Annotated in this window: 14 protein-coding genes and 2 pseudogenes; 7 read left to right on the forward strand and 9 right to left on the reverse strand. The window is 71.6% G+C overall.

What is annotated here, in order from left to right; translation table 11 throughout:
- Positions 1–3: 3 nt before the first annotated feature.
- The 5 genes and pseudogenes from OG202_RS10160 to OG202_RS10180 form a co-directional block, all read left to right on the forward strand.
- Positions 4–855 (forward strand): annotated as a pseudogene (locus OG202_RS10160) (hypothetical protein); the annotation flags it as partial.
- Between the two features lie 676 nt (positions 856–1,531).
- Positions 1,532–2,125, forward strand: a complete 594-nt coding sequence (locus OG202_RS10165; protein ID WP_328222618.1) for a pyridoxamine 5'-phosphate oxidase family protein — start codon at positions 1,532–1,534, stop codon at positions 2,123–2,125.
- Between the two features lie 191 nt (positions 2,126–2,316).
- Positions 2,317–3,654, forward strand: a complete 1,338-nt coding sequence (locus tag OG202_RS10170) for a ferredoxin reductase family protein (RefSeq protein WP_326585900.1) — start codon at positions 2,317–2,319, stop codon at positions 3,652–3,654.
- 156 nt (positions 3,655–3,810) lie between these two features.
- Complete coding sequence (locus tag OG202_RS10175) at positions 3,811–4,896, forward strand: FMN-binding protein (protein WP_326584043.1); 1,086 nt, start codon at positions 3,811–3,813, stop codon at positions 4,894–4,896.
- 4 nt (positions 4,897–4,900) lie between these two features.
- A complete protein-coding gene (locus OG202_RS10180) occupies positions 4,901–5,695 on the forward strand; it encodes an FAD:protein FMN transferase (protein ID WP_326584042.1) in 795 nt (264 codons plus the stop codon).
- A gap of 208 nt (positions 5,696–5,903) precedes the next feature.
- Here OG202_RS10180 and OG202_RS10185 read toward each other — a convergent pair whose 3' ends face one another.
- The 7 genes from OG202_RS10185 to OG202_RS10215 all read right to left on the reverse strand — a co-directional run bounded on the left by OG202_RS10185 (position 5,904) and on the right by OG202_RS10215 (position 13,142).
- Entirely contained in the window at positions 5,904–6,446 is a 543-nt protein-coding gene (locus tag OG202_RS10185) for an arginine repressor (protein ID WP_326584041.1), read from the reverse strand.
- Between the two features lie 7 nt (positions 6,447–6,453).
- The gene (locus OG202_RS10190) at positions 6,454–7,680 is read right to left on the reverse strand and encodes an acetylornithine transaminase (protein WP_326584040.1); all 1,227 of its coding nucleotides are present in this window, start codon (positions 7,678–7,680) and stop codon (positions 6,454–6,456) included.
- Positions 7,677–8,597 (reverse strand): acetylglutamate kinase, encoded by a 921-nt coding sequence (gene argB / locus OG202_RS10195; protein ID WP_326584039.1) that lies wholly within the window; start codon positions 8,595–8,597, stop codon positions 7,677–7,679. The genes OG202_RS10190 and argB overlap by 4 nt, the downstream gene beginning before the upstream one ends.
- Entirely contained in the window at positions 8,594–9,748 is a 1,155-nt protein-coding gene (gene argJ, locus OG202_RS10200) for a bifunctional glutamate N-acetyltransferase/amino-acid acetyltransferase ArgJ (RefSeq protein ID WP_326584038.1), read from the reverse strand. Before argJ ends, argB begins: the two co-directional genes overlap by 4 nt.
- Before the next feature lie 112 nt (positions 9,749–9,860).
- Positions 9,861–10,889: an N-acetyl-gamma-glutamyl-phosphate reductase gene (gene argC / locus OG202_RS10205; RefSeq protein WP_327730549.1), complete on the reverse strand. Its 1,029-nt coding sequence runs from the start codon at positions 10,887–10,889 to the stop codon at positions 9,861–9,863.
- Positions 10,890–10,914: 25 nt separating this feature from the next.
- Positions 10,915–12,579 carry a hypothetical protein gene (locus tag OG202_RS10210; protein ID WP_328222619.1) on the reverse strand — a complete coding sequence of 555 codons (1,665 nt, stop codon included), beginning with the start codon at positions 12,577–12,579 and terminating at the stop codon, positions 10,915–10,917.
- A gap of 158 nt (positions 12,580–12,737) precedes the next feature.
- Positions 12,738–13,142 carry a DUF5997 family protein gene (locus OG202_RS10215; protein ID WP_327730546.1) on the reverse strand — a complete coding sequence of 135 codons (405 nt, stop codon included), beginning with the start codon at positions 13,140–13,142 and terminating at the stop codon, positions 12,738–12,740.
- A 140-nt stretch (positions 13,143–13,282) separates the two neighbouring features.
- Between OG202_RS10215 and OG202_RS10220 the strand changes: the two genes are divergently transcribed.
- A complete protein-coding gene (locus OG202_RS10220) occupies positions 13,283–14,044 on the forward strand; it encodes a LysR family substrate-binding domain-containing protein (protein WP_327730545.1) in 762 nt (253 codons plus the stop codon).
- Positions 14,045–14,154: 110 nt separating this feature from the next.
- Here the strand turns inward: OG202_RS10220 and OG202_RS10225 are convergent, their stop codons facing one another.
- Positions 14,155–16,638: an alpha-L-arabinofuranosidase C-terminal domain-containing protein gene (locus tag OG202_RS10225; RefSeq protein WP_327730544.1), complete on the reverse strand. Its 2,484-nt coding sequence runs from the start codon at positions 16,636–16,638 to the stop codon at positions 14,155–14,157.
- Positions 16,639–16,781: 143 nt separating this feature from the next.
- On the opposite strand from OG202_RS10225, the pseudogene OG202_RS10230 reads away from it, so the two are divergent.
- A pseudogene (locus OG202_RS10230) lies at positions 16,782–17,216 on the forward strand (DUF6314 family protein); the annotation flags it as partial.
- Positions 17,217–17,241: 25 nt separating this feature from the next.
- On the opposite strand, the gene OG202_RS10235 reads toward OG202_RS10230, so the two are convergent.
- On the reverse strand, positions 17,242–17,817 hold the full coding sequence (locus OG202_RS10235) for a histidine phosphatase family protein (RefSeq protein ID WP_327730543.1): 576 nt from the start codon (positions 17,815–17,817) through the stop codon (positions 17,242–17,244).
- Positions 17,818–17,888: the final 71 nt, after the last annotated feature.

Genomic DNA, 17,888 nt, shown 5'->3' on the forward strand with positions numbered 1-17,888 from the left:
CGCATGTCCAGGGCTCTTCCGAAGTACAACAAGCGTCGCGTAGGGATCATCGGCGGCGCCGCCGCGGTCGTGCTCTCCGGAGCGGTCATCGCGGGTTCCGCCCTCGCCGGTGAGGGTGCCGACAACAACGGTCAGGACGCGGCGAACGCGGGCCCCGGCACCATCTCCTGCCCGGCCGTCGCGGGAAGCCTGCCGGCGATCCCCGCCTCCGCGCAGGCCGAGGTCGACCGCAACCTGGCCCTGCTCGACACGCAGATCCAGGAAGCCAACCAGCGCCTCATCGACACCGTCGGCCAGGGCGGCGCCAACTTCGTCCAGAACGCCATCCTCGGCCCGCTGGAGGACAAGCGCGTCGCCACGCTGAACCGCATCGAGACCGCCATCGGCCGCGCCGCCGCCAAGCCCGAGGGCCTGGAGGCGCTCGCCCCCTGCGAACTCGTCCAGGGCGGCGCCGCGGGCGCCGGCGAGGAGGCGGACGCCGGTGCGGAGGCCGGTGCCGGTGCGGAGGCCGGTGCCGGTGCGGAGGCGGGCGCGGGTGCGGAGGACGCGGGCAACGCCGGCGCCGCGGGCACCATCACCTGCCCCGAGGTCGAGGGAAGCCTCCCCGAGATCCCCGCCTCCGCGCAGGCCGAGGTCGACCGCAACCTGGCCCTGCTCGACACGCAGATCCAGGAAGCCAACCAGCGCCTCATCGACACCGTCGGCCAGGGCGGCGCCAACTTCGTCGACAACGCCATCCTCGGCCCGCTGGAGGACAAGCGCGTCGCCACGCTGAACCGCATCGAGACCGCCATCGGCCGCGCCGCCGCCAAGCCCGAGGGCCTCGAGGCACTCGCCCCCTGCCAGCTCAACGAGGGCGCCGGCGAGGAGGCCGGTGCCGACGCCGGAGCCGAGGCGGGTGCTGAAGCAGGCGCCGAAGCGGGTGCCGAAGCCGGTGCGGAGGCCGGTGCGGGCGCGGACGCGGGCAACGCCGGCGCCGCGGGCACCATCACCTGCCCCGAGGTCGAGGGAAGCCTCCCGGCCATCCCCGCCTCCGCGCAGGCCGAGGTCGACCGCAACCTGGCCCTGCTCGACACGCAGATCCAGGAAGCCAACCAGCGCCTCATCGACACCGTCGGCCAGGGCGGCGCCAACTTCGTCGACAACGCCATCCTCGGCCCGCTGGAGGACAAGCGCGTCGCCGCACTGAACCGCATCGAGACCGCCATCGGCCGCGCCGCCGCCAAGCCCGAGGGCCTCGAGGCACTCGCCCCCTGCCAGCTCAACCAGTAACCAGTAGTCCGCGGTCTCGACGACGACCGCACCCGACGACCGCTCACGCTGAGCGGCCCACGATGAGCCGGCCATCCGGCGAGTGACCTCCTGTGCCCCCTTGGGGGCGACAGGGGCCGTGGCCGCCCCGCGCGCCGGCCGGGGCGGCCACGGAAGACCTGGTTCCGGGTGGATCCCAGCGATGGGATCCACCCGGAATTCGTGTTCCCGGGCCCAATTCCTTAGACAGGCGAAGCGTTTCCGCCGATAATCGTTAGACATGGGAAAGACTTACGAGCGCATCGACGGCCGCCTGCGTACGTTCATCGAGGCACAGCCCCTCTTCTTCACCGCGACCGCGCCCCTGTCCGCCGACGGCACGGTCAACCTCTCCCCCAAGGGCCTGCGCGGCTCGTTCGTGATCCTCGACGAACTGACCGTCGCCTACCTGGACTTCGCCGGGTCCAACGCGGAGACGATCGCGCACCTGCGCGAGAACGGCCGGATCACCCTGATGTGGTGCGCCTTCCAGGGACCGCCCAACATCGTGCGCGTGCACGGCACGGGCGAGGCCGTCTTCCGCGACGACCCGCGCTTCACCGAACTCCTCGCCCGCTTCCCCGACATCGACCCCGCGTCCCACGGCCTGCGGGCGATCATCGTGGTCCGCGCCGAGCGCGTCCGCGACAGCTGCGGCTACTCCGTGCCGTTCATGGCGTACGAGGAGGACCGCGATCTGCACGGCAGGCGCTTCGCGCGCGAGGACGACGACTCGCTCAGCGCCTACTTCAGCTCCAAGGAGCACATCGCGACCAGTCTGGACGGACTGCCCGGGCTGCCCCTGCCCCTGCCCCTGCCGCCCTCCGCCGTCTGACGGGCGCGGCGCGGCGGCCGTCGTCCGATACCGACCGTTCCGCAAGGCAGGTACCGACCGTTCCGCAAGACAGTTGTTCACACCGTTGAACACACGGCACTCCCAGCACGTACGTGTGGGCCAAGGGTCCAGCCCACCACGGAGGAACCGTGTCCACGATCGCCGGAGGTCGCGCCGCGCGCCGCCAGACGATGCGCCGCATCCGACCTCGTCGTTCTCCCGCCGTCCCGCTGCTGCTCGCCTTCTGGGCGGGCGCGGCCGCGGTGGTGTGGCTGTGGTGGGACAACACCCCGTCCATCGCGGACCAGGGCAGCAAGATGGTCAACGCCGGACGGATCACGGGCCTGCTCGGCGGGTATCTGATGGCCCTGGTGGTGCTCCAGATGGCCCGGGTGCCCGCGCTGGAACGACGGGTCGGCTCCGACCGGGTGGCCCGCTGGCACGCGATGACCGGCCGCTACACGCTCTGCCTGGTCGTCGCGCACGTCGTCCTCACGATGTACGGGTACGCGCTGCAGGCCGGTCTCACCCACACCGCGATCCTGCAGCAGACCATCGACTCCATCAACCAGCTGCCGGACATGGGCAAGGCCGCCATCGGCACCGGTCTGCTGGTGTTCATCGGGCTCATCTCGATCGGCCCGGTGCGCAAGCGGATCCCGTACGACGTCTGGTACCACACGCACCTGCTGACGTACGCGGCCACGTTCCTGACGTTCTGGCACCAGATCACCACCGGCAACGAGTTCGCCGCCACCCCCGCCGCGAAGACCGGCTGGTACGCGCTGTACGGCTCGGTGACCGCGCTGGTGGTCTGGTACCGGATCATCGTCCCGATCAAGCTGAACATGAAGCACCGGCTGCGGGTCGAGGCGGTCATCGAGGAGTCGCCCGGCATCGTCTCGGTGCTGATGAGCGGGCGCAAGCTGCACCGGATGGGCGCGGAGGCCGGGCAGTTCTTCCGCTGGCGGTTCCTCGCGCCGGGCATGCGGTTCAGCTCGCACCCGTACTCGCTGTCGGCGGCGCCCCGCCCCAACATGCTGCGCATCACGGTCAAGGCGATCGGCGACCACAGCTCGGCCCTGCGCGACCTGGAGCCCGGCACCCGGGTGTGGGCCGAGGGCCCGTACGGGGCGCTCACGGCCGGCAAGCGCAGCCGGGGCAAGGTGCTGCTGGTGGCCGGCGGCGTGGGCATCACGCCGATGCGGGCCCTGTTCGAGACGCTGCCCGGCGCGGCCGGTGACCTGACCCTGCTCTACCGGGCCAACACCACCCAGGACCTGGCCCTGTGGGACGAGCTGGCGCAGATCGCGGAGGAGCGCGGGGCGCGGCTGATGTACGCGGTGAACAGCCCGGAGGGCGAACGGCCCGACATCTCGCCGGACTCCCTTCGCCGCAAGATCCCGGACATCGAGAGCCACGACGTCTTCCTGTGCGGGCCGCCCGGCTTCGCCCAGGGCGTCTACGAGGCGCTGCGCGGCGCGGGTGTCCCGACCCGCCGTATCCACCACGAGTCGTTCGAGATGTGAGCGACGGGACCGCTCGCCGCCGGTCCCACCCGCCCGACCGTCCCAGCCGTAGGTCTCCACGACCGTCCCACCCCGACTTCTGGCCATGGGTTTCCCCACGGGTTCGCCCCTCGGGTCTCCCCCGCGAGACTTCACACTTCAGGAGCTGAAGGAGCGATGAAGAAGAGCCACCCCATCCGGCGGACCCTGCTCGCCACCGCCGCCACCGTGTCCGGCATCGTGCTGCTGCTGTCGCTGAAGCCGGCCACGGACGCCGGATCGGTACAGGCCGGAGCGGCCGGGGGCGCGCCTTCGGCACAGGGCGGGGTGGCGGCCGGGGCGCAGACCCTGACGGGTACCGCCGTCACGACCGAGTACGGCCCCGTCCAGGTCCGGATCACCGTCAACGGCGGCAAGATCACAGGCGCCGAGGCCGTGCAGCAGCCCACCGGCGGCCGCTCCACGCAGATCAGCGGCGACGCCATCCCCAAGCTCAACCAGGCGGCCGTGGCGGCGGGCAGTGCCGAGATCGACGCGGTCTCGGGCGCCACCTACACCAGCGCCGGCTACAAGGAATCCCTCCAGTCCGCCCTGGACCAGGCCGGCAAGGCCCAGGACTCGGGCACCCAGGTGCTCACGGGCACCGCGGTGCAGACCGACTACGGGCCGGTCCAGGTCCGGATCACGGTCAGCGGCGGCAAGATCACAGGCGCCGAGGCCGTGCAGGCGCCGAGCGGCGGCCGCTCCACCCAGATCACGGGCGACTCGGTGCCGAAGCTCAACCAGGCGGCCGTGGCCGCCGGCAGCGCCGACATCGACGCCGTCTCGGGCGCCACCTACACCAGCGCCGGCTACAAGGAATCCCTCCAGTCCGCCCTGGACCAGGCCGGCAAGGCCCAGGACTCGGGCACCGAGGTCGAGGCGGGCGGCTCGCAGGACGCGGGCGGCGCCGCCGAGGGCACCGAGAACTCCGGGGCCGGGCAGGCGACGGGCACCCAGGTGCTCACGGGCTCCGCCATCAAGACGGACTACGGCCCGGTCCAGGTCCGCGTCACGGTCACCGACGGCAGGATCACAGGCGCCGAGGCGCTGCAGCAGCCCACCGGCGGCCGCTCCACCCAGATCAGCGGTACCGCCATCCCCCAGCTCAACCAGAACGCCGTCTCGGCAGGGAGCGCTGACATCGATGCTGTCTCGGGCGCCACATACACCAGCGGCGGTTACCAGCAGTCCCTCCAGTCCGCTCTGGACCAGGCCGGCTGATCCGGTGGCCGAACCCGCCGGGGCCGCCGCGCCCTCCCAGCTGCGGCACGCCGAGGAGGTCATGGGCACCGTCTTCTCCTTCGACGTCCGAGGAGGCGAGCCCACGGCGGTCAGGGCCGCGCTCGACGAGGCGGTGGCCGGACTCCACGCCGTGGACGAGGTGTTCAGCACCTACCGGGAGCACAGCCAGATCTCCCGGCTCGCCCGGGGCGAGGTGACGATCGAGGAGTGCGCTCCCGAGGTCGCCGAGGTGCTCCACCTGTGTGCCGAGGCCGAGCGGTTGAGTGACGGCTGGTTCAGTGCCACGTACGCGGGCCGCTTCGACCCGACGGGGCTGGTGAAGGGGTGGGCCACCGAACGGGCCGCCCTGCGTCTGGTCGAGGCCGGGGTGGCCGGGGTGAGCGTCAACGGGGGCGGTGACGTCCAGTTGTGCGGTGTCCCCGGTCCCGAGCGGCCGTGGCGCGTGGGCGTGGCCGACCCGCTCCGTCCGGGTGGCCTCGCCGCCGTCGTCACCGCCGCAGGTACCGACCGCCTCGCTGTCGCCACCTCCGGCACGGCCGAGCGCGGCGCCCACATCGTCGACCCCCGCACGGGGAAGTCCGCCGTGACGGACCTGGTCTCCGTCACGGTCGTCGCCCCCCGCCTGACCTGGGCGGACTGCTGGGCGACGGCCGCCTTCGCGATGGGTTCCCGTGAGGGCCTGGCGTGGCTGGAGTCCCTGGAGGACGCGGAGGCGTTGCTGATCACGGCGGGCGACGAGGTCCGCTGCACGGGAGGGCTGGCCGCGCGGCTGGGCTGAGCGGGCGGCGGGTTTCGCTCACCGGCGCTCACCGGCGCTCACCGACTCTCACCGGGTGCCGCCGCGCCCACCCGTGCCGCACCGGCGGCACGCCTGCCCGCAGCCGGTCAGGCGGGAAAAAGAGGGCGAAGCCCCTTTTCAGGGGCGCGGGGAACTGTGCGACCAGCCACCACGGACCCGCGGCCGGTGTCCCCGCGAAGCACCCCCTTCAGTGCCCGTTCCCGTTCTGAGCCAGCCGCAACAGGTGATCCGCCAACGCCTGTCCGCCCACGGGGTCCCGGCTGATCAACAGCAGCGTGTCGTCACCGGCGATGGTCCCCAGGATGTCGTGCAGCTCCGCCTGATCGATGGCCGAGGCCAGGAACTGGGCCGCCCCCGGCGGCGTACGCAGGACGACCAGGTTCGCCGAGGCCTCCGCGGAGATCAGCAGCTCCGCGGAGAGCCGCCGCATCCGCTCCTCCTTCGCCGACTCCCCCAGCGGGGCCCGAGGGGTGCGGAAACCCCCCTCGCTCGGCACCGCGTAGATCAGGTCGCCGTCGTTGTTGCGGATCTTCACCGCGTTCAGCTCGTCCAGGTCCCGGGAGAGCGTCGCCTGCGTGACGCTCAGCCCGTCGTCGGACAACAGCTTCGCCAACTGGCTCTGCGACCGCACAGGTTGCCGGTTGAGGATGTCCACGATCCGCCGGTGGCGTGCGGTGCGGGTCTGCGGCACGGCGGGCCCCGCCTGGTCGTGCTCCTGCGCCTGGCTCATCGTCGTCTCATTCTCCGGCTCGTCCGTCCCCGCTGGCTTCGTGCGCCGCCCGCGCCGCGTCGAGGATGCCGGGCAGAGCCTGGAGGAGGGCGTCCACGTCCGCGTCACCGATATTGAGCGCGGGCATCAGCCGTACGACATCGGGGGCGGGCGCGTTCACCAGGAAACCGGCGTCCTGAGCGGCCTGTTGCGCCAGGGGCGCGAGCGGCTCGGTGAGCACGATACCCAGCAGGAGGCCCGCGCCACGGACATAGTCGATCATCGGGTCGCCGAGGGACTCGATTCCGTTCCGCAGCTTCTCGCTCTGCCGCTTGACGTTCTCCAGCAGACCCTCGGCCCGGATGGTCTCCAGGACGGCGAGTCCGGCGGCGCAGGCGACCGGGTTGCCGCCGAAGGTGGTGCCGTGCTGGCCGGGCTGGAGCAGTTCGGCGGCCCGGCCGAAGGCGACGGTCGCGCCGAGCGGGAGTCCGCCGCCGAGGCCCTTGGCGAGGGTGACGACGTCCGGCAGGACGCCCTCGTGCGCCTGGTACTCGAACCAGTGCCCGGTCCGGCCGACGCCGGTCTGCACCTCGTCGAGGACCAGCAGCGAGCCGCTGGCGGCCGTGATGGCCCGCGCGGCCTTCAGATAGCCGGCCGGCGGGACCACGACACCCTTCTCGCCCTGGACGGGCTCGATGATGACGAGGGCCGTCTCCTCGGTGACCGCGGCGGCCAGGGCCTGCGCGTCGCCGTACGGGACGTGCGTGACGTCGCCGGGCAGCGGGTGGAAGCCGGTCTGCTTGCCGGGCTGGCCGGTGAGGGCGAGGGCACCCATGGTCCGGCCGTGGAAGCCGCCCTCGGTGGCGACCATGTGGGGCCGCCCGGTCAGCCGGCCGATCTTGAAGGCGCCCTCGTTGGCCTCGGCTCCCGAGTTGCAGAAGAAGACCTTGCCGTCGCGGCCGAAGTGCTCCAGGAGCCGTTCGGCGAGCGCGATGGGCGGCTCGGCGATGAACAGGTTGGAGACATGGCCGAGGGAGGCGATCTGGCTGCTGACGGCCTCGACGATCGCCGGGTGGGCGTGGCCGAGCGCGTTGACCGCGATGCCGCCGACGTAGTCGACGTACTCCTTGCCGTCGGCGTCCCACACCCTGGTGCCCGCGCCGCGGACGAGCGAGAGCTTCGGGGTGCCGTAGTTGTTCATGAGCGAGCCCTGCCACCGCTGGGTGAGCTCTGCGTTCTTGGCGGTCTCGGTCATTCGGCATCCCCCTCTTGCTCGGCGTCGGGCACGACCATCGTGCCGATGCCCTCGTCGGTGAAGATCTCCAGCAGGATCGAGTGCTGGACCCGGCCGTCGATGACGCGGGCGGTGTTCACGCCGCCCCGCACGGCGTGCAGACAGCCCTGCATCTTCGGCACCATGCCGGAGGACAACTCCGGCAGCAGCTTCTCCAGTTGGGAAGCCGTGAGGCGGCTGATCACCTCGTCGCTGTTGGGCCAGTCCTCGTAGAGGCCCTCGACGTCCGTGAGGACCATGAGGGTTTCGGCGCCCAGAGCAGCAGCGAGTGCCGCAGCCGCCGTATCAGCATTGACGTTGTAGACATGCCCCATGTCACCTTCGTCCTGGCTCCGGGCGATCGAGGAGACGACCGGGATGCGGCCGTCGGCGAGCAGTGCCTCGATCGCGCCCGTGTCGATCGCGGTGATCTCGCCCACCCGCCCGATGTCGACCAGTTCGCCGTCGATCTCGGGCTGGTGCTTGGTGGCGGTGATGGTGTGCGCGTCCTCGCCGGTCAGTCCGACGGCGAGCGGTCCGTGCTGGTTGAGCAGCCCGACCAGCTCGCGCTGCACCTGTCCGGCGAGCACCATGCGTACGACGTCCATGGCCTCCGCGGTGGTGACGCGCAGGCCGGCCTTGAACTCGCTGACGATGCCGTGCCTGTCGAGGGCCCGGCTGATCTGCGGGCCGCCGCCGTGCACGACGACCACGTTGAGGCCGGCCTGCCGCAGGAAGACGACGTCCTGGGCGAAGGCGTGCTTCAGCTCCTCGTCCACCATGGCGTTGCCGCCGAACTTGATGACGACGGTCTTGCCGTGGTGGCGGGTCAGCCAGGGCAGCGCCTCGATCAGGATGCGGGCCTTGGGAAGGGCGGTGTGCTTCCGCGTAGTGCTCATGACGAGTAGGCGCTGTTCTCGTGGACGTAGTCGGCGGTGAGGTCGTTGGTCCAGATCGTGGCGGTCTCGGACCCGGCGGCGAGGTCGGCGACGATGTGCACCTCGCGGTAGCGCATGTCGACGTTGTCGCGGTCCTCGCCGACACCGCCGTTCTTGCAGACCCAGACTCCGTTGATGGCGACGTTGAGCCGGTCGGCCTCGAAGGCGGCCCTGGTGGTGCCGATGGCGGACAACACCCGTCCCCAGTTGGGGTCTTCGCCGTGGATGGCGCACTTGAGGAGGTTGTTGCGGGCGATGGAGCGGCCCACCTCGACGGCGTCGTCCTCGGTCGCGGCGTTGACCACCTCGACCCTGATGTCCTTGCCGGCGCCCTCGGCGTCCCGGATCAGCTGCTGCCCGAGGTCGTCGCACACCTCGCGGACGGCCTCCGCGAACTCCGCGTACTGAGGGGTGACTCCGGAGGCTCCGGAGGCGAGCAGCAGCACGGTGTCGTTGGTGGACATGCAGCCGTCGGAGTCGACGCGGTCGAAGGTGACCCTGGTGGCGGCCCTGAGGGCCTTGTCCAGGGTCTCGCTGTCGAGGTCGGCGTCGGTGGTGACCACGACGAGCATGGTGGCGAGGCCGGGGGCGAGCATGCCCGCGCCCTTGGCCATGCCGCCCACGGTCCAGCCGTTCCTGGAGACGACGGACGTCTTGTGCACGGTGTCGGTGGTCTTGATCGCGATGGCGGCCTTCTCGCCGCCGTGCTCGGAGAGCTGCGCGGCGGCCGTCTCGACGCCCGGCAGCAGCTTGTCCATCGGCAGCAGTACGCCGATGAGGCCGGTGGAGGCGACGGCGATCTCGCCCGCGTTGTGTCCTTCGAGGACGTCCGCGACCTTCTCGGCGGTCGCGTGGGTGTCCTGGAAGCCCTTCGGGCCCGTACAGGCGTTGGCGCCACCGGAGTTGAGGATGACGGCGGAGACCTGGCCGCCCTTCAGCACCTGCTCGGACCAGAGCACCGGCGCGGCCTTCACCCGGTTGGAGGTGAAGACGCCCGCGGCGGCGAGGCGGGGCCCGGTGTTGACCACGAGGGCCAGGTCCGGGTTGCCGTTCTCCTTGATTCCGGCGGCGATGCCCGCCGCCGTGAACCCCTTGGCTGCCGTCACGCTCACTGCGTCTCCTCGTTCGCCCCGCCGCGGAAGCGGCTGATGTCGCTGTCGCCCGTGCAGCGCAGCGGTGCGGCCATCGTCGTCGTCTGCGGCCCGGCGGCTGCGCGTGCGTCGCTCACGGTGCGACCCCGATCGTGGAAAGCCCCGTCGTCTCGTGGAGTCCGAGGGCGATGTTCATGCTCTGGAGGGCGCCACCGGCGGTGCCCTTGGTGAGGTTGTCGATGGCGCTGATCGCGATGATGCGGCCCGCGGCCTCGTCGTACGCGACCTGGATCTGAACGGCGTTGGAACCGTAGACGGACGCCGTCGCCGGCCACTGCCCCTCGGGGAGCAGGTGGACGAACGGCTCGTCGCCGAAGGCCTTCTCGTACGCGGCGCGCACCGACTCGGCGGTGACGCCGGGCCTGGCCTTCGCGGTGCAGGTGGCGAGGATGCCGCGGGGCATCGGCGCGAGGGTGGGCGTGAAGGACACGGAGACCGGCTCGCCCGCGACGCCGCCGAGGTTCTGCATCATCTCGGGCGTGTGCCGGTGGCCGCCGCCGACGCCGTACGGGGTCATCGACCCCATGACCTCGCTGCCGAGCAGGTGCGCCTTGGGCGCCTTGCCCGCGCCGGACGTGCCGGAGGCGGCGACGATCACGGCCTCGTTCTCGGCGAGGCCCGCCGCGTACGCCGGGAACAGGGCCAGCGTCACGGCCGTGGGGTAGCAACCGGGTACCGCGATGCGCTTGGACCCCTCCAGCGCGGTGCGGGCACCCGGAAGTTCGGGAAGGCCGTAGGGCCAGGTGCCGGCGTGGGGCGAGCCGTAGAACCGCTCCCAGTCCGCCGCGTCCCTCAGCCGGAAGTCGGCGCCCATGTCGACCACGAGCACCTCCGGGCCGAGCTGCTCGGCCACGGCCGCGGACTGCCCGTGCGGCAGCGCGAGGAACACCACGTCGTGCCCGGCGAGGACCTCGGCGGTCGTCTCCTGAAGCACCCGGCCGGCCAGCGGCAGCAGGTGCGGCTGCAGCCCGCCCAGGCGCTGTCCGGCGTTGGAGTTGCCGGTCAGTGCACCGATCTCGACCTCGGGGTGGGCGAGCAGCAGGCGCAGCACTTCGCCGCCCGCATAACCACTCGCTCCCGCCACCGCCACACGTACCGCCATGGAACCCTCCTCCTGGATGGCATGACTATACGTTTCGATGCACGTTTATGCAATCTATGAGGGGGCGGCTGCCTACTGACGGGCCGGGTGAGCGGCTCGACGCCGGTGGCGGCAGGTCCTGGGGCAGCAGTTCCCCGGTCATCTCCCCAGTCGTCCTCCCGGTCATCTCCCTGGTCGCTTCCCCGGTCAGCTCCTCCATCACGGCGAGCGGGAGCGAGGGGTTGGCGGCCGCGGCTTCCGCCACCTGCGGGTCGGTGTCGGTGAGCAGGTCCGTGACGGCCTGGGGCGGGAGGGCCGGGTGACCGGCGGCGAGGGGCCTCGCCCGTTCGTCCGCCAGGCAGGCGAGCAGCGCCGGGGCCGTCGCGTGGGGGTGCCGGGCGATCTCGCGGAACGCCTTCCGCGCCGGGGGCGCGTGCCGGGACAGGTGCTCCAGCAGGGCCGGGCCGGCATCCGGGTTGGCTGCCACCCCGGCGATGACCTGGACCCCGTGCCGGTCGACCATGGCACGCAACCGCGCTTCGCCGAGGCTGGGGTGCGGCGCTATGGACTTGGCCACCTTCGCGTCGGGGTCGTCGGCCAGCGTGGCGCGGATCGCGGCCGGCAGATCACGCCGCGTGGCCAGGAGCATGCGCACGACGGCGTGCGGCGAGCGCACCAGCTCCTCGACCTCGGCGGCCGTGGCGGAGGCGATCCGCGGCAGGAGGGTGCTGCCGATCCTGGTGGTGGCGGCCAGGTGGGCGAGCACGTCGAGGGGCACCCGCGGGTTGTGCGCGAGCCCGCGCCGGACGTCGGGGGAGGTGTCGTCGGCCAGCGCGCGGATCAGGGTGTCGTCGATCGCGGGGTTCTCGGCGAGATCGGCGCGGGCACCGGGCGTGGGATCCACGGCGAGCCGTGCGTACGCCTCCGGGGGCAGACCGGGGCGGGCGGCGAGCGCCCGGCGCAGCAGCGGCGACGGGTGGTCGGCGAAGCCCGCGACCGCCCGCGCCGGTGTGGCCGGGTTCTCCAGGGCCGCCCGCAGCAGGTCGAGCGCGGTGGATTCGTGGGAGCCGTCGCAGGAGGCACCCGGCCGCAGATCGCAGTCGGGCCGCGGGCAGCCCTCGCCGTGCGTGAAGGGTGGCTCCTCGTGGTCGCAGACCAGGCAGCGCCGCGCGGGCGGCAGCCCCTCGCCACTGACGAGCGCCGCCAGGACGTCCGGCGGTGTCGCCTCGTTGGCCGCCACCGCACGGCGGACCTCGGCGTGCGGATGCTCGGCGAGACGGGCGGCCACGTCCGGCGCGGCCCGCAGGGCGAGCTCCGCGACGACCTGTACGTCCGAGTCCGCGGCGAGGGTCTCCACCACGTCCGGCGGCAGACCGGGGCAGGCGGCCAGCTTCTCCCGGTGCGCGACCACCGGATCCGCCGCGAGGAGGCGAGCCCACTCCGGGGCGCCGGCGCCCTCGTCGAGGAGGGCGAGGGCGACCAGCGGTTGTGCCGTGGGATCGACGTCGGCGGCGGTCAGCATTCCCCCGTACGCCAGCCGCACGCCGTTCCCCTCGTCCAGCGAGGCGAGCGTGACCGCCTGCGCCCGGCTGAGGTCGGCACGACGGGCGAGGTCGTCGTTCACATCGGCGTCCGCGAGCGCGATCAGCCGGTCGACCAGCTCGGACGGCAGAGCCGGATTGGCGGCGAGCCCGCACAGGAGATGCTTCACAGAGGGCATCCTGCCCAGGGCCCCTGCCGAACGGTTCATGGTTTTCGGCCGAGCAGCAGTCGTGAGTCGTGCGGGGGCGGTGCGCGCGGTCAGGCCGACGGTTGCTGCCCGCACGCTTCCACGCGCGTAGCCGGGGTCCGGTGTACCGCCGAACCGGGTCAGGAGCGCCGGTCGTCCGACCGGGCCGCCCGCTCGGCGTCGCGCTTCTTGATGCGGGCGCCTTCCTTGCGGACCTCGGCCTGGGTGGCGCGCTCCTTCTGCAGCCACTCCGGGCTGTCCTGCTTCAGGGCCTCGATCTGCTCGGTGGTGAGGGCCTCGGTGATTCCGCCGCGCGCGAGGCCCGCGATGGAGACACCCAGCTTCGCGGCGACCACGGGGCGGGGGTGCGGGCCGTTGCGGCGCAGTTCCTCCAGCCAGGCCGGCGGGTTCGTCTGGAGCGTGGTCAGCTCGGCGCGCGAGACGACGCCCTCCTGGAACTCGGCGGGGGTGGCTTCGAGGTACACACCCAGCTTCTTCGCCGCGGTGGCGGGCTTCATGGTCTGGGTGGTCTGGTGCGACGTCATGAGGTCAAGGGTATCGACCGTGTGCGCGACCGCTGACCACGGCCGACGACCGGGGTCCGTCGCCGTACCCGTGCCCGCCGGCCGGGCACCTGGCCGCCCGCGGTGACCGGACCCGTGCCCCCGCCCGTTAGCCTGGTCATGTGACAGGCTCGGAAGCATCCCCTTCGTTCCGGCTCGCGTACGTCCCGGGAGTGACGCCCACGAAGTGGGTGCGGATCTGGAACGAGCGGTTGCCCGACGTCCCCCTGACCCTCCTCCAGGTGTCCACCGCCGAGGCGTTCGGCGTCCTGCGGGACGGCGGTGCCGACGCCGGTCTCGTACGGCTGCCGGTGGACGGCACCGACCTCAGCGCGATCCCGCTCTACACCGAGACCACGGTGGTCGTGATCCCCAAGGACCACGTCGTCGCGGCGGTCGACGAGGTGACCACCGGGGATCTCGCGGACGAGGTCGTGCTGCATCCTCTCGACGACACCCTCGGCTGGGAGCGCCCGCCGGGCGAGCCGGCGTTCGAGCGCCCCGCCACCACGGCGGACGCGATCGAGCTGGTGGCGGCCGGGATCGGGCTGCTCGTCGTCCCCCAGTCGCTCGCCCGGCTCCACCACCGCAAGGACCTGACCTACCGCCCGGTCACCGACGCCCCCGAGTCCCGCGTCGCCCTGTCCTGGCCCCAGGACGCGACGACCGACCTGGTCGAGGACTTCATCGGCATCGTCCGGGGCCGCACGGTCAACAGCTCACGGGGCCGCGCGAAGCCCCCGGAGGAGAAGAAGCCGCAACAGAAGCCCAAGCGCCCCGGCACGGGCAAGCCGACCACCCGCACCCCCCGGGGCGGCTCGTCCGGCGGCGGCAAGAACACCAAGAGCGGCGGCAAGGCCGGAAAGCCCCGCCGCCGCTCGTAGGCGAGGTACGCCCCTGGATGGGCCGCAGGCCCAATCAGGGGCGCGGGGAACTGCGCGACCAGCCCCCACGCACCCGCGCCCGGCTCACCAAGCCCGGGCCGCTTCCCCCGTCACCTCTTCTTGATCCGCAGGAACGTCACCGAGTTCGCCGGAAACGTATAGCTGAACTCCTCAGCCACCCCACGGAACGTGGACGTCACCGGCGCCACCGGCGTAGCCGTCTCCGTGTTCACCGCGTCCGGCGCGGCCGCGAGCGTGGTGACCCGCGCCTTGGCGCGGACCTTCGCACCCCCGAGATCGATCGCCGTACGCGCGGCCACCGACTGCGCGTTGACGACCTTGACGATCAGATCGCCGGTCTTCGCGTCACGCGTCACCACCTGCCGGAACGGCTCGGCCGGCTTGTCGTCGGTGAAGCTGCCCCACTCCTGGCCGTCCAGCAACAGGGTCACCTGCCGCCCCCGCACCTTGACCTCGAGGTCGTACGCACGGCCCGTCTCGATCGTGCCCGGCTTGGACATCAGCGAGGACTTGCCGCCGTCCACGGCCTGCTCGACCGCGCTGGTGGTGTTGTTCCAGCCGCCGAGGTTCCACCAGTAGAAGTTCCCGGTGTCCTTGACGCCGAAGGCGACGAGGAAGCCCTCCTTGCCGGCCTTCTTGGTGGCCTTCACCTTGACGTCGTAGTCGTGCCAGGCGGTGTCACCGGCCGAGACCATGGTGTTCTCGGCGGCCACGTCGGTCTGCACGTACTGTCCGTCCTGGATGCTCCAACTGCCCTTGCCCGTGTGGGTCCACTTCGAGGCGTCCCCGCTGAAGTCATCGGTGAGCAGGCTCGTACCGTCCGCCGCCGTCACCTTCACATCGTCGTACGCCGCTGTCGTGGCCCAGGTGGAGAGGCCCACGGCTCCCGAGATCGGGCCGGTCAGCGCCGGTGTGCCGGTGGCCGTCGACGGCACCACCCGGTCGCCGACGTTGTTCATGAAGAGCTTCTGCGTCTCGTAGTTGGCGGAGTTCCACGACGCCCGGTTGTTGAACCAGATCATGTCGGGGCTCCACTGCACGTAGTCCTCGTTGGCGAGGAGCGGTGCGTAGGAGGCGAGCTTCACGATGTCGGCGTTGCGCTCCAGGCCGGTCATGAACGCGGCTTCGGAGAGGGCGTTCTTGAAGGCGTTGCCCTGGGAGGCGTACTCGCCGAGGAAGACCTTCGGGCCGCCGCGGTCGTAGGAGTCGTAGCGGTCGTTGTTCTGGAGGAACCACTGGGGGCTGTTGTAGTAGTGCTCGTCGACCATGTCGACGCGTCCCTCGCGGTTCAGCTTCCACGCGGTGTCGAAGGTGGTGCCCGTGTCGTCGGGGCCGGAGTTCGAGATCACCTTGATGTCGGGGTACTTCGCCTCGATGGCGGCCCGGAACTTCTGGAAGCGGGCGAAGAACTCGTTCGGCAGGTTCTCCTCGTTGCCGACGCCGAGGTGGGTGAGGTGGAAGGGCTTCGGGTGGCCCATCCGCGCCCGCTTCTTGCCCCACTCGCTGGTCACGGGCCCGTTGGCGAACTCGATGAGGTCGAGCGTGTCCTGGATGTGCCGCTGGAGCAGGGCCTCGTCGTCGGTGGCCCTGTTCTGGCCGCAGCCGGTGACGAGGGCGGGCACCACGGGCAGCGGCATCGCGCCGATGTCCTCGGAGAACTGGAAGTACTCGTAGTAGCCGAGGCCGTAACTCTGGTTGTAGCCCCAGAAGTTGGAGTTGGTGGCGCGCGTCTCGACCGGGCCGATGGTGTCCTTCCACTGGTACGAGCGCTTGCGCTCCCAGTTCGAGGCCTCGCTGTAGTCCTGCATGGAACCGGTGTTGACCAGGCAGCCGCCGGGGAAGCGGACGAAGCCCGGCTTCAGAGCGGCGATCTTCTCGGCGAGGTCCTTGCGCAGACCGTTCCTGTGGCCCTTGTAGGTGTCGCGCGGGAAGAGGGACACCTCGTCGAGGGCGGCGGCGCCTGCGGAGGCGACCGTGAGACGGCCGTCGCTGCTGGTGCGGGTCGCGGTGAAGGTGGCCCGGTACTTGGCCCAGCCGCCCTTGACAACCACCTGGCGGGCCTTGGCCAGCGTGCCGTCGGCGTCCTGGAGGGTGACGGTCAGCGCCGTACGGCTCTCGGCGCGCGCCCACACCGAGAAGTCGTACTTCTTGCCCTCCTCGACCCGGACACCGGTGTTGTAGCCGGCGTTCGTGACGGCCGAACCGGCGCCCAGGGAGAGGTAGTTGCGGTTGCGCTCGTTGAGCCGGCCGGCGTCGTTCACGACCTGCGCGGTGCCGTCGACGGCCCAGGAGGTGAGGGGGGTGTACGCGCGGTTGTCGGCGGTCGAGTACTCGAAGGAGCGGTTCTGCACGAGCTCGGCGTACAGACCGCCGTCGGCGGCCCGGTTGATGTCCTCGAAGAAGACGCCGTACATCGTGTCGTCGATCTTGGCACCCTTGGCGCTCGGGTCGACGGTGATCGCGTAGTCGGTGACGTCCTCGGCGTGCGCGGGGGCCGGGACGGAGGCGGCCGCCACCAGGAAGGCGGTGGCGGTGAGGCCGAGTCTCCAACGGGTACGGGTGCTGCGTGACATGGATACTCCGCGGCTCGGGGTGGGGGTCTGGAGTTGTTCGAAATATCAGACAATGATCAGCACTTCGAACGGCAAGATAGGGAGGTGACCAAGACAGCGTCAACGGGTCGCACAGCACCGAAAGTGTCGGAAGTGAAGGACGGATGGGCGTTTTCCTGCCAGTTCCCGATGTACTGGCTCATCTCTCCGGAAGGTGGCGGGTCCTGCGGTCCGTGCGGGATCTGGCGAACGGGGCGCAAGGGGAGTTCTCCGGGACGACCGTTTTCAGCCCGTCGGACGACGGCGGTCTCCTCCACCGGGAGATCGGAACTTTCGTCTGGCAGGGCGTGCCGCGTCCGGCCGAACGCACCCTGCGCTTCCTGCCGGGCCCGACCCCCGGCACGGCGGACGTCCGCTTCGCCGACGGCCGCCCCTTCCACGACCTGGACCTGACAGCCGGCCGCTGGCGCACGACCCACCCCTGCGTCGCCGACCTCTACCGGGGCGAGTTCGCGGTGTACGACGAGGATCGCTGGCGTACGACCTGGCGGGTCGGCGGCCCAGCGAAGGACCAGCTCCTGGTCACCGAGTACACCCGCGCGCCCGCGTCAGGACCCGCCCCGCCTACTGCGCGGCGCCCAGCCGCAGGTTCCAGCGGCCCGCGTGACCCGCGACCGTGACCGTCGACAGGGGCCGGATGTCCATGTTCCAGTACGACGACGGCGGGGCCTTCAGCGCGTAGACCAGGGCGGCGCGCAGCACGGACGGCTCGGCCACGGCGACGATACGACCGCCGTCGCCCGCGGGGCGGGTCTCCAGCCAGCCGCCTATGCGGGAGATGAAGGCGATCAGCGACTCGCCGCCGTGCGGGGTGGCGCGCGGGTCGGCGAGCCAGGCGTCCACGGCCGAGGGCTCCCGGGCCATGGCCTCGCCGAGCGTGAAGCCGCGCCACCGGCCCATGTCGCAGTCCCGCAGCGCGGGCTGGGCCAGCGGCGCGTAGCCGAGGGCATCCCCGGTGGCCCGGCTGCGGGGCGTCGGCGAGCAGTAGCGCAGCTCGGCCGCCGCCAGCGGCACCAGCTCGTGGGCGGCGCGCTGCACTTCGTCCCAGCCGGCCTGGTCCAGCGGCCGGTCGTCCTCGAAACGCTCCGTGAGCAGCGAGGAACAGCGCGCGGCGGCGACGAACGTGACCCGAAGAGGCATGCGGCGATGGTGGAACGGGGTTCTCCGCAGGTCAAGAGGCGTGACTCAGGAGTTACGCGGGGCCCCGGGGG

The organism is Streptomyces sp. NBC_00310 (assembly GCF_036208085.1).
In the GTDB taxonomy this organism is placed as follows: Bacteria; Actinomycetota; Actinomycetes; order Streptomycetales; family Streptomycetaceae; genus Streptomyces.

Excerpts from the sequence above, each read along its gene's own strand:
- OG202_RS10170 (WP_326585900.1), top strand. The coding sequence starts at position 2,317 with ATGCGCCGCATCCGACCTCGTCGTTCTCCCGCCGTCCCGCTGCTGCTC.
- OG202_RS10190 (WP_326584040.1), bottom strand. The coding sequence starts at position 7,680 with ATGACCGAGACCGCCAAGAACGCAGAGCTCACCCAGCGGTGGCAGGGC.
- argB (WP_326584039.1), bottom strand. The coding sequence starts at position 8,597 with ATGAGCACTACGCGGAAGCACACCGCCCTTCCCAAGGCCCGCATCCTG.
- OG202_RS10185 (WP_326584041.1), bottom strand. The coding sequence starts at position 6,446 with ATGAGCCAGGCGCAGGAGCACGACCAGGCGGGGCCCGCCGTGCCGCAG.
- OG202_RS10235 (WP_327730543.1), bottom strand. The coding sequence starts at position 17,817 with ATGCCTCTTCGGGTCACGTTCGTCGCCGCCGCGCGCTGTTCCTCGCTG.
- OG202_RS10215 (WP_327730546.1), bottom strand. The coding sequence starts at position 13,142 with ATGACGTCGCACCAGACCACCCAGACCATGAAGCCCGCCACCGCGGCG.
- OG202_RS10175 (WP_326584043.1), top strand. The coding sequence starts at position 3,811 with ATGAAGAAGAGCCACCCCATCCGGCGGACCCTGCTCGCCACCGCCGCC.
- OG202_RS10165 (WP_328222618.1), top strand. The coding sequence starts at position 1,532 with ATGGGAAAGACTTACGAGCGCATCGACGGCCGCCTGCGTACGTTCATC.
- OG202_RS10225 (WP_327730544.1), bottom strand. The coding sequence starts at position 16,638 with ATGTCACGCAGCACCCGTACCCGTTGGAGACTCGGCCTCACCGCCACC.
- argC (WP_327730549.1), bottom strand. The coding sequence starts at position 10,889 with ATGGCGGTACGTGTGGCGGTGGCGGGAGCGAGTGGTTATGCGGGCGGC.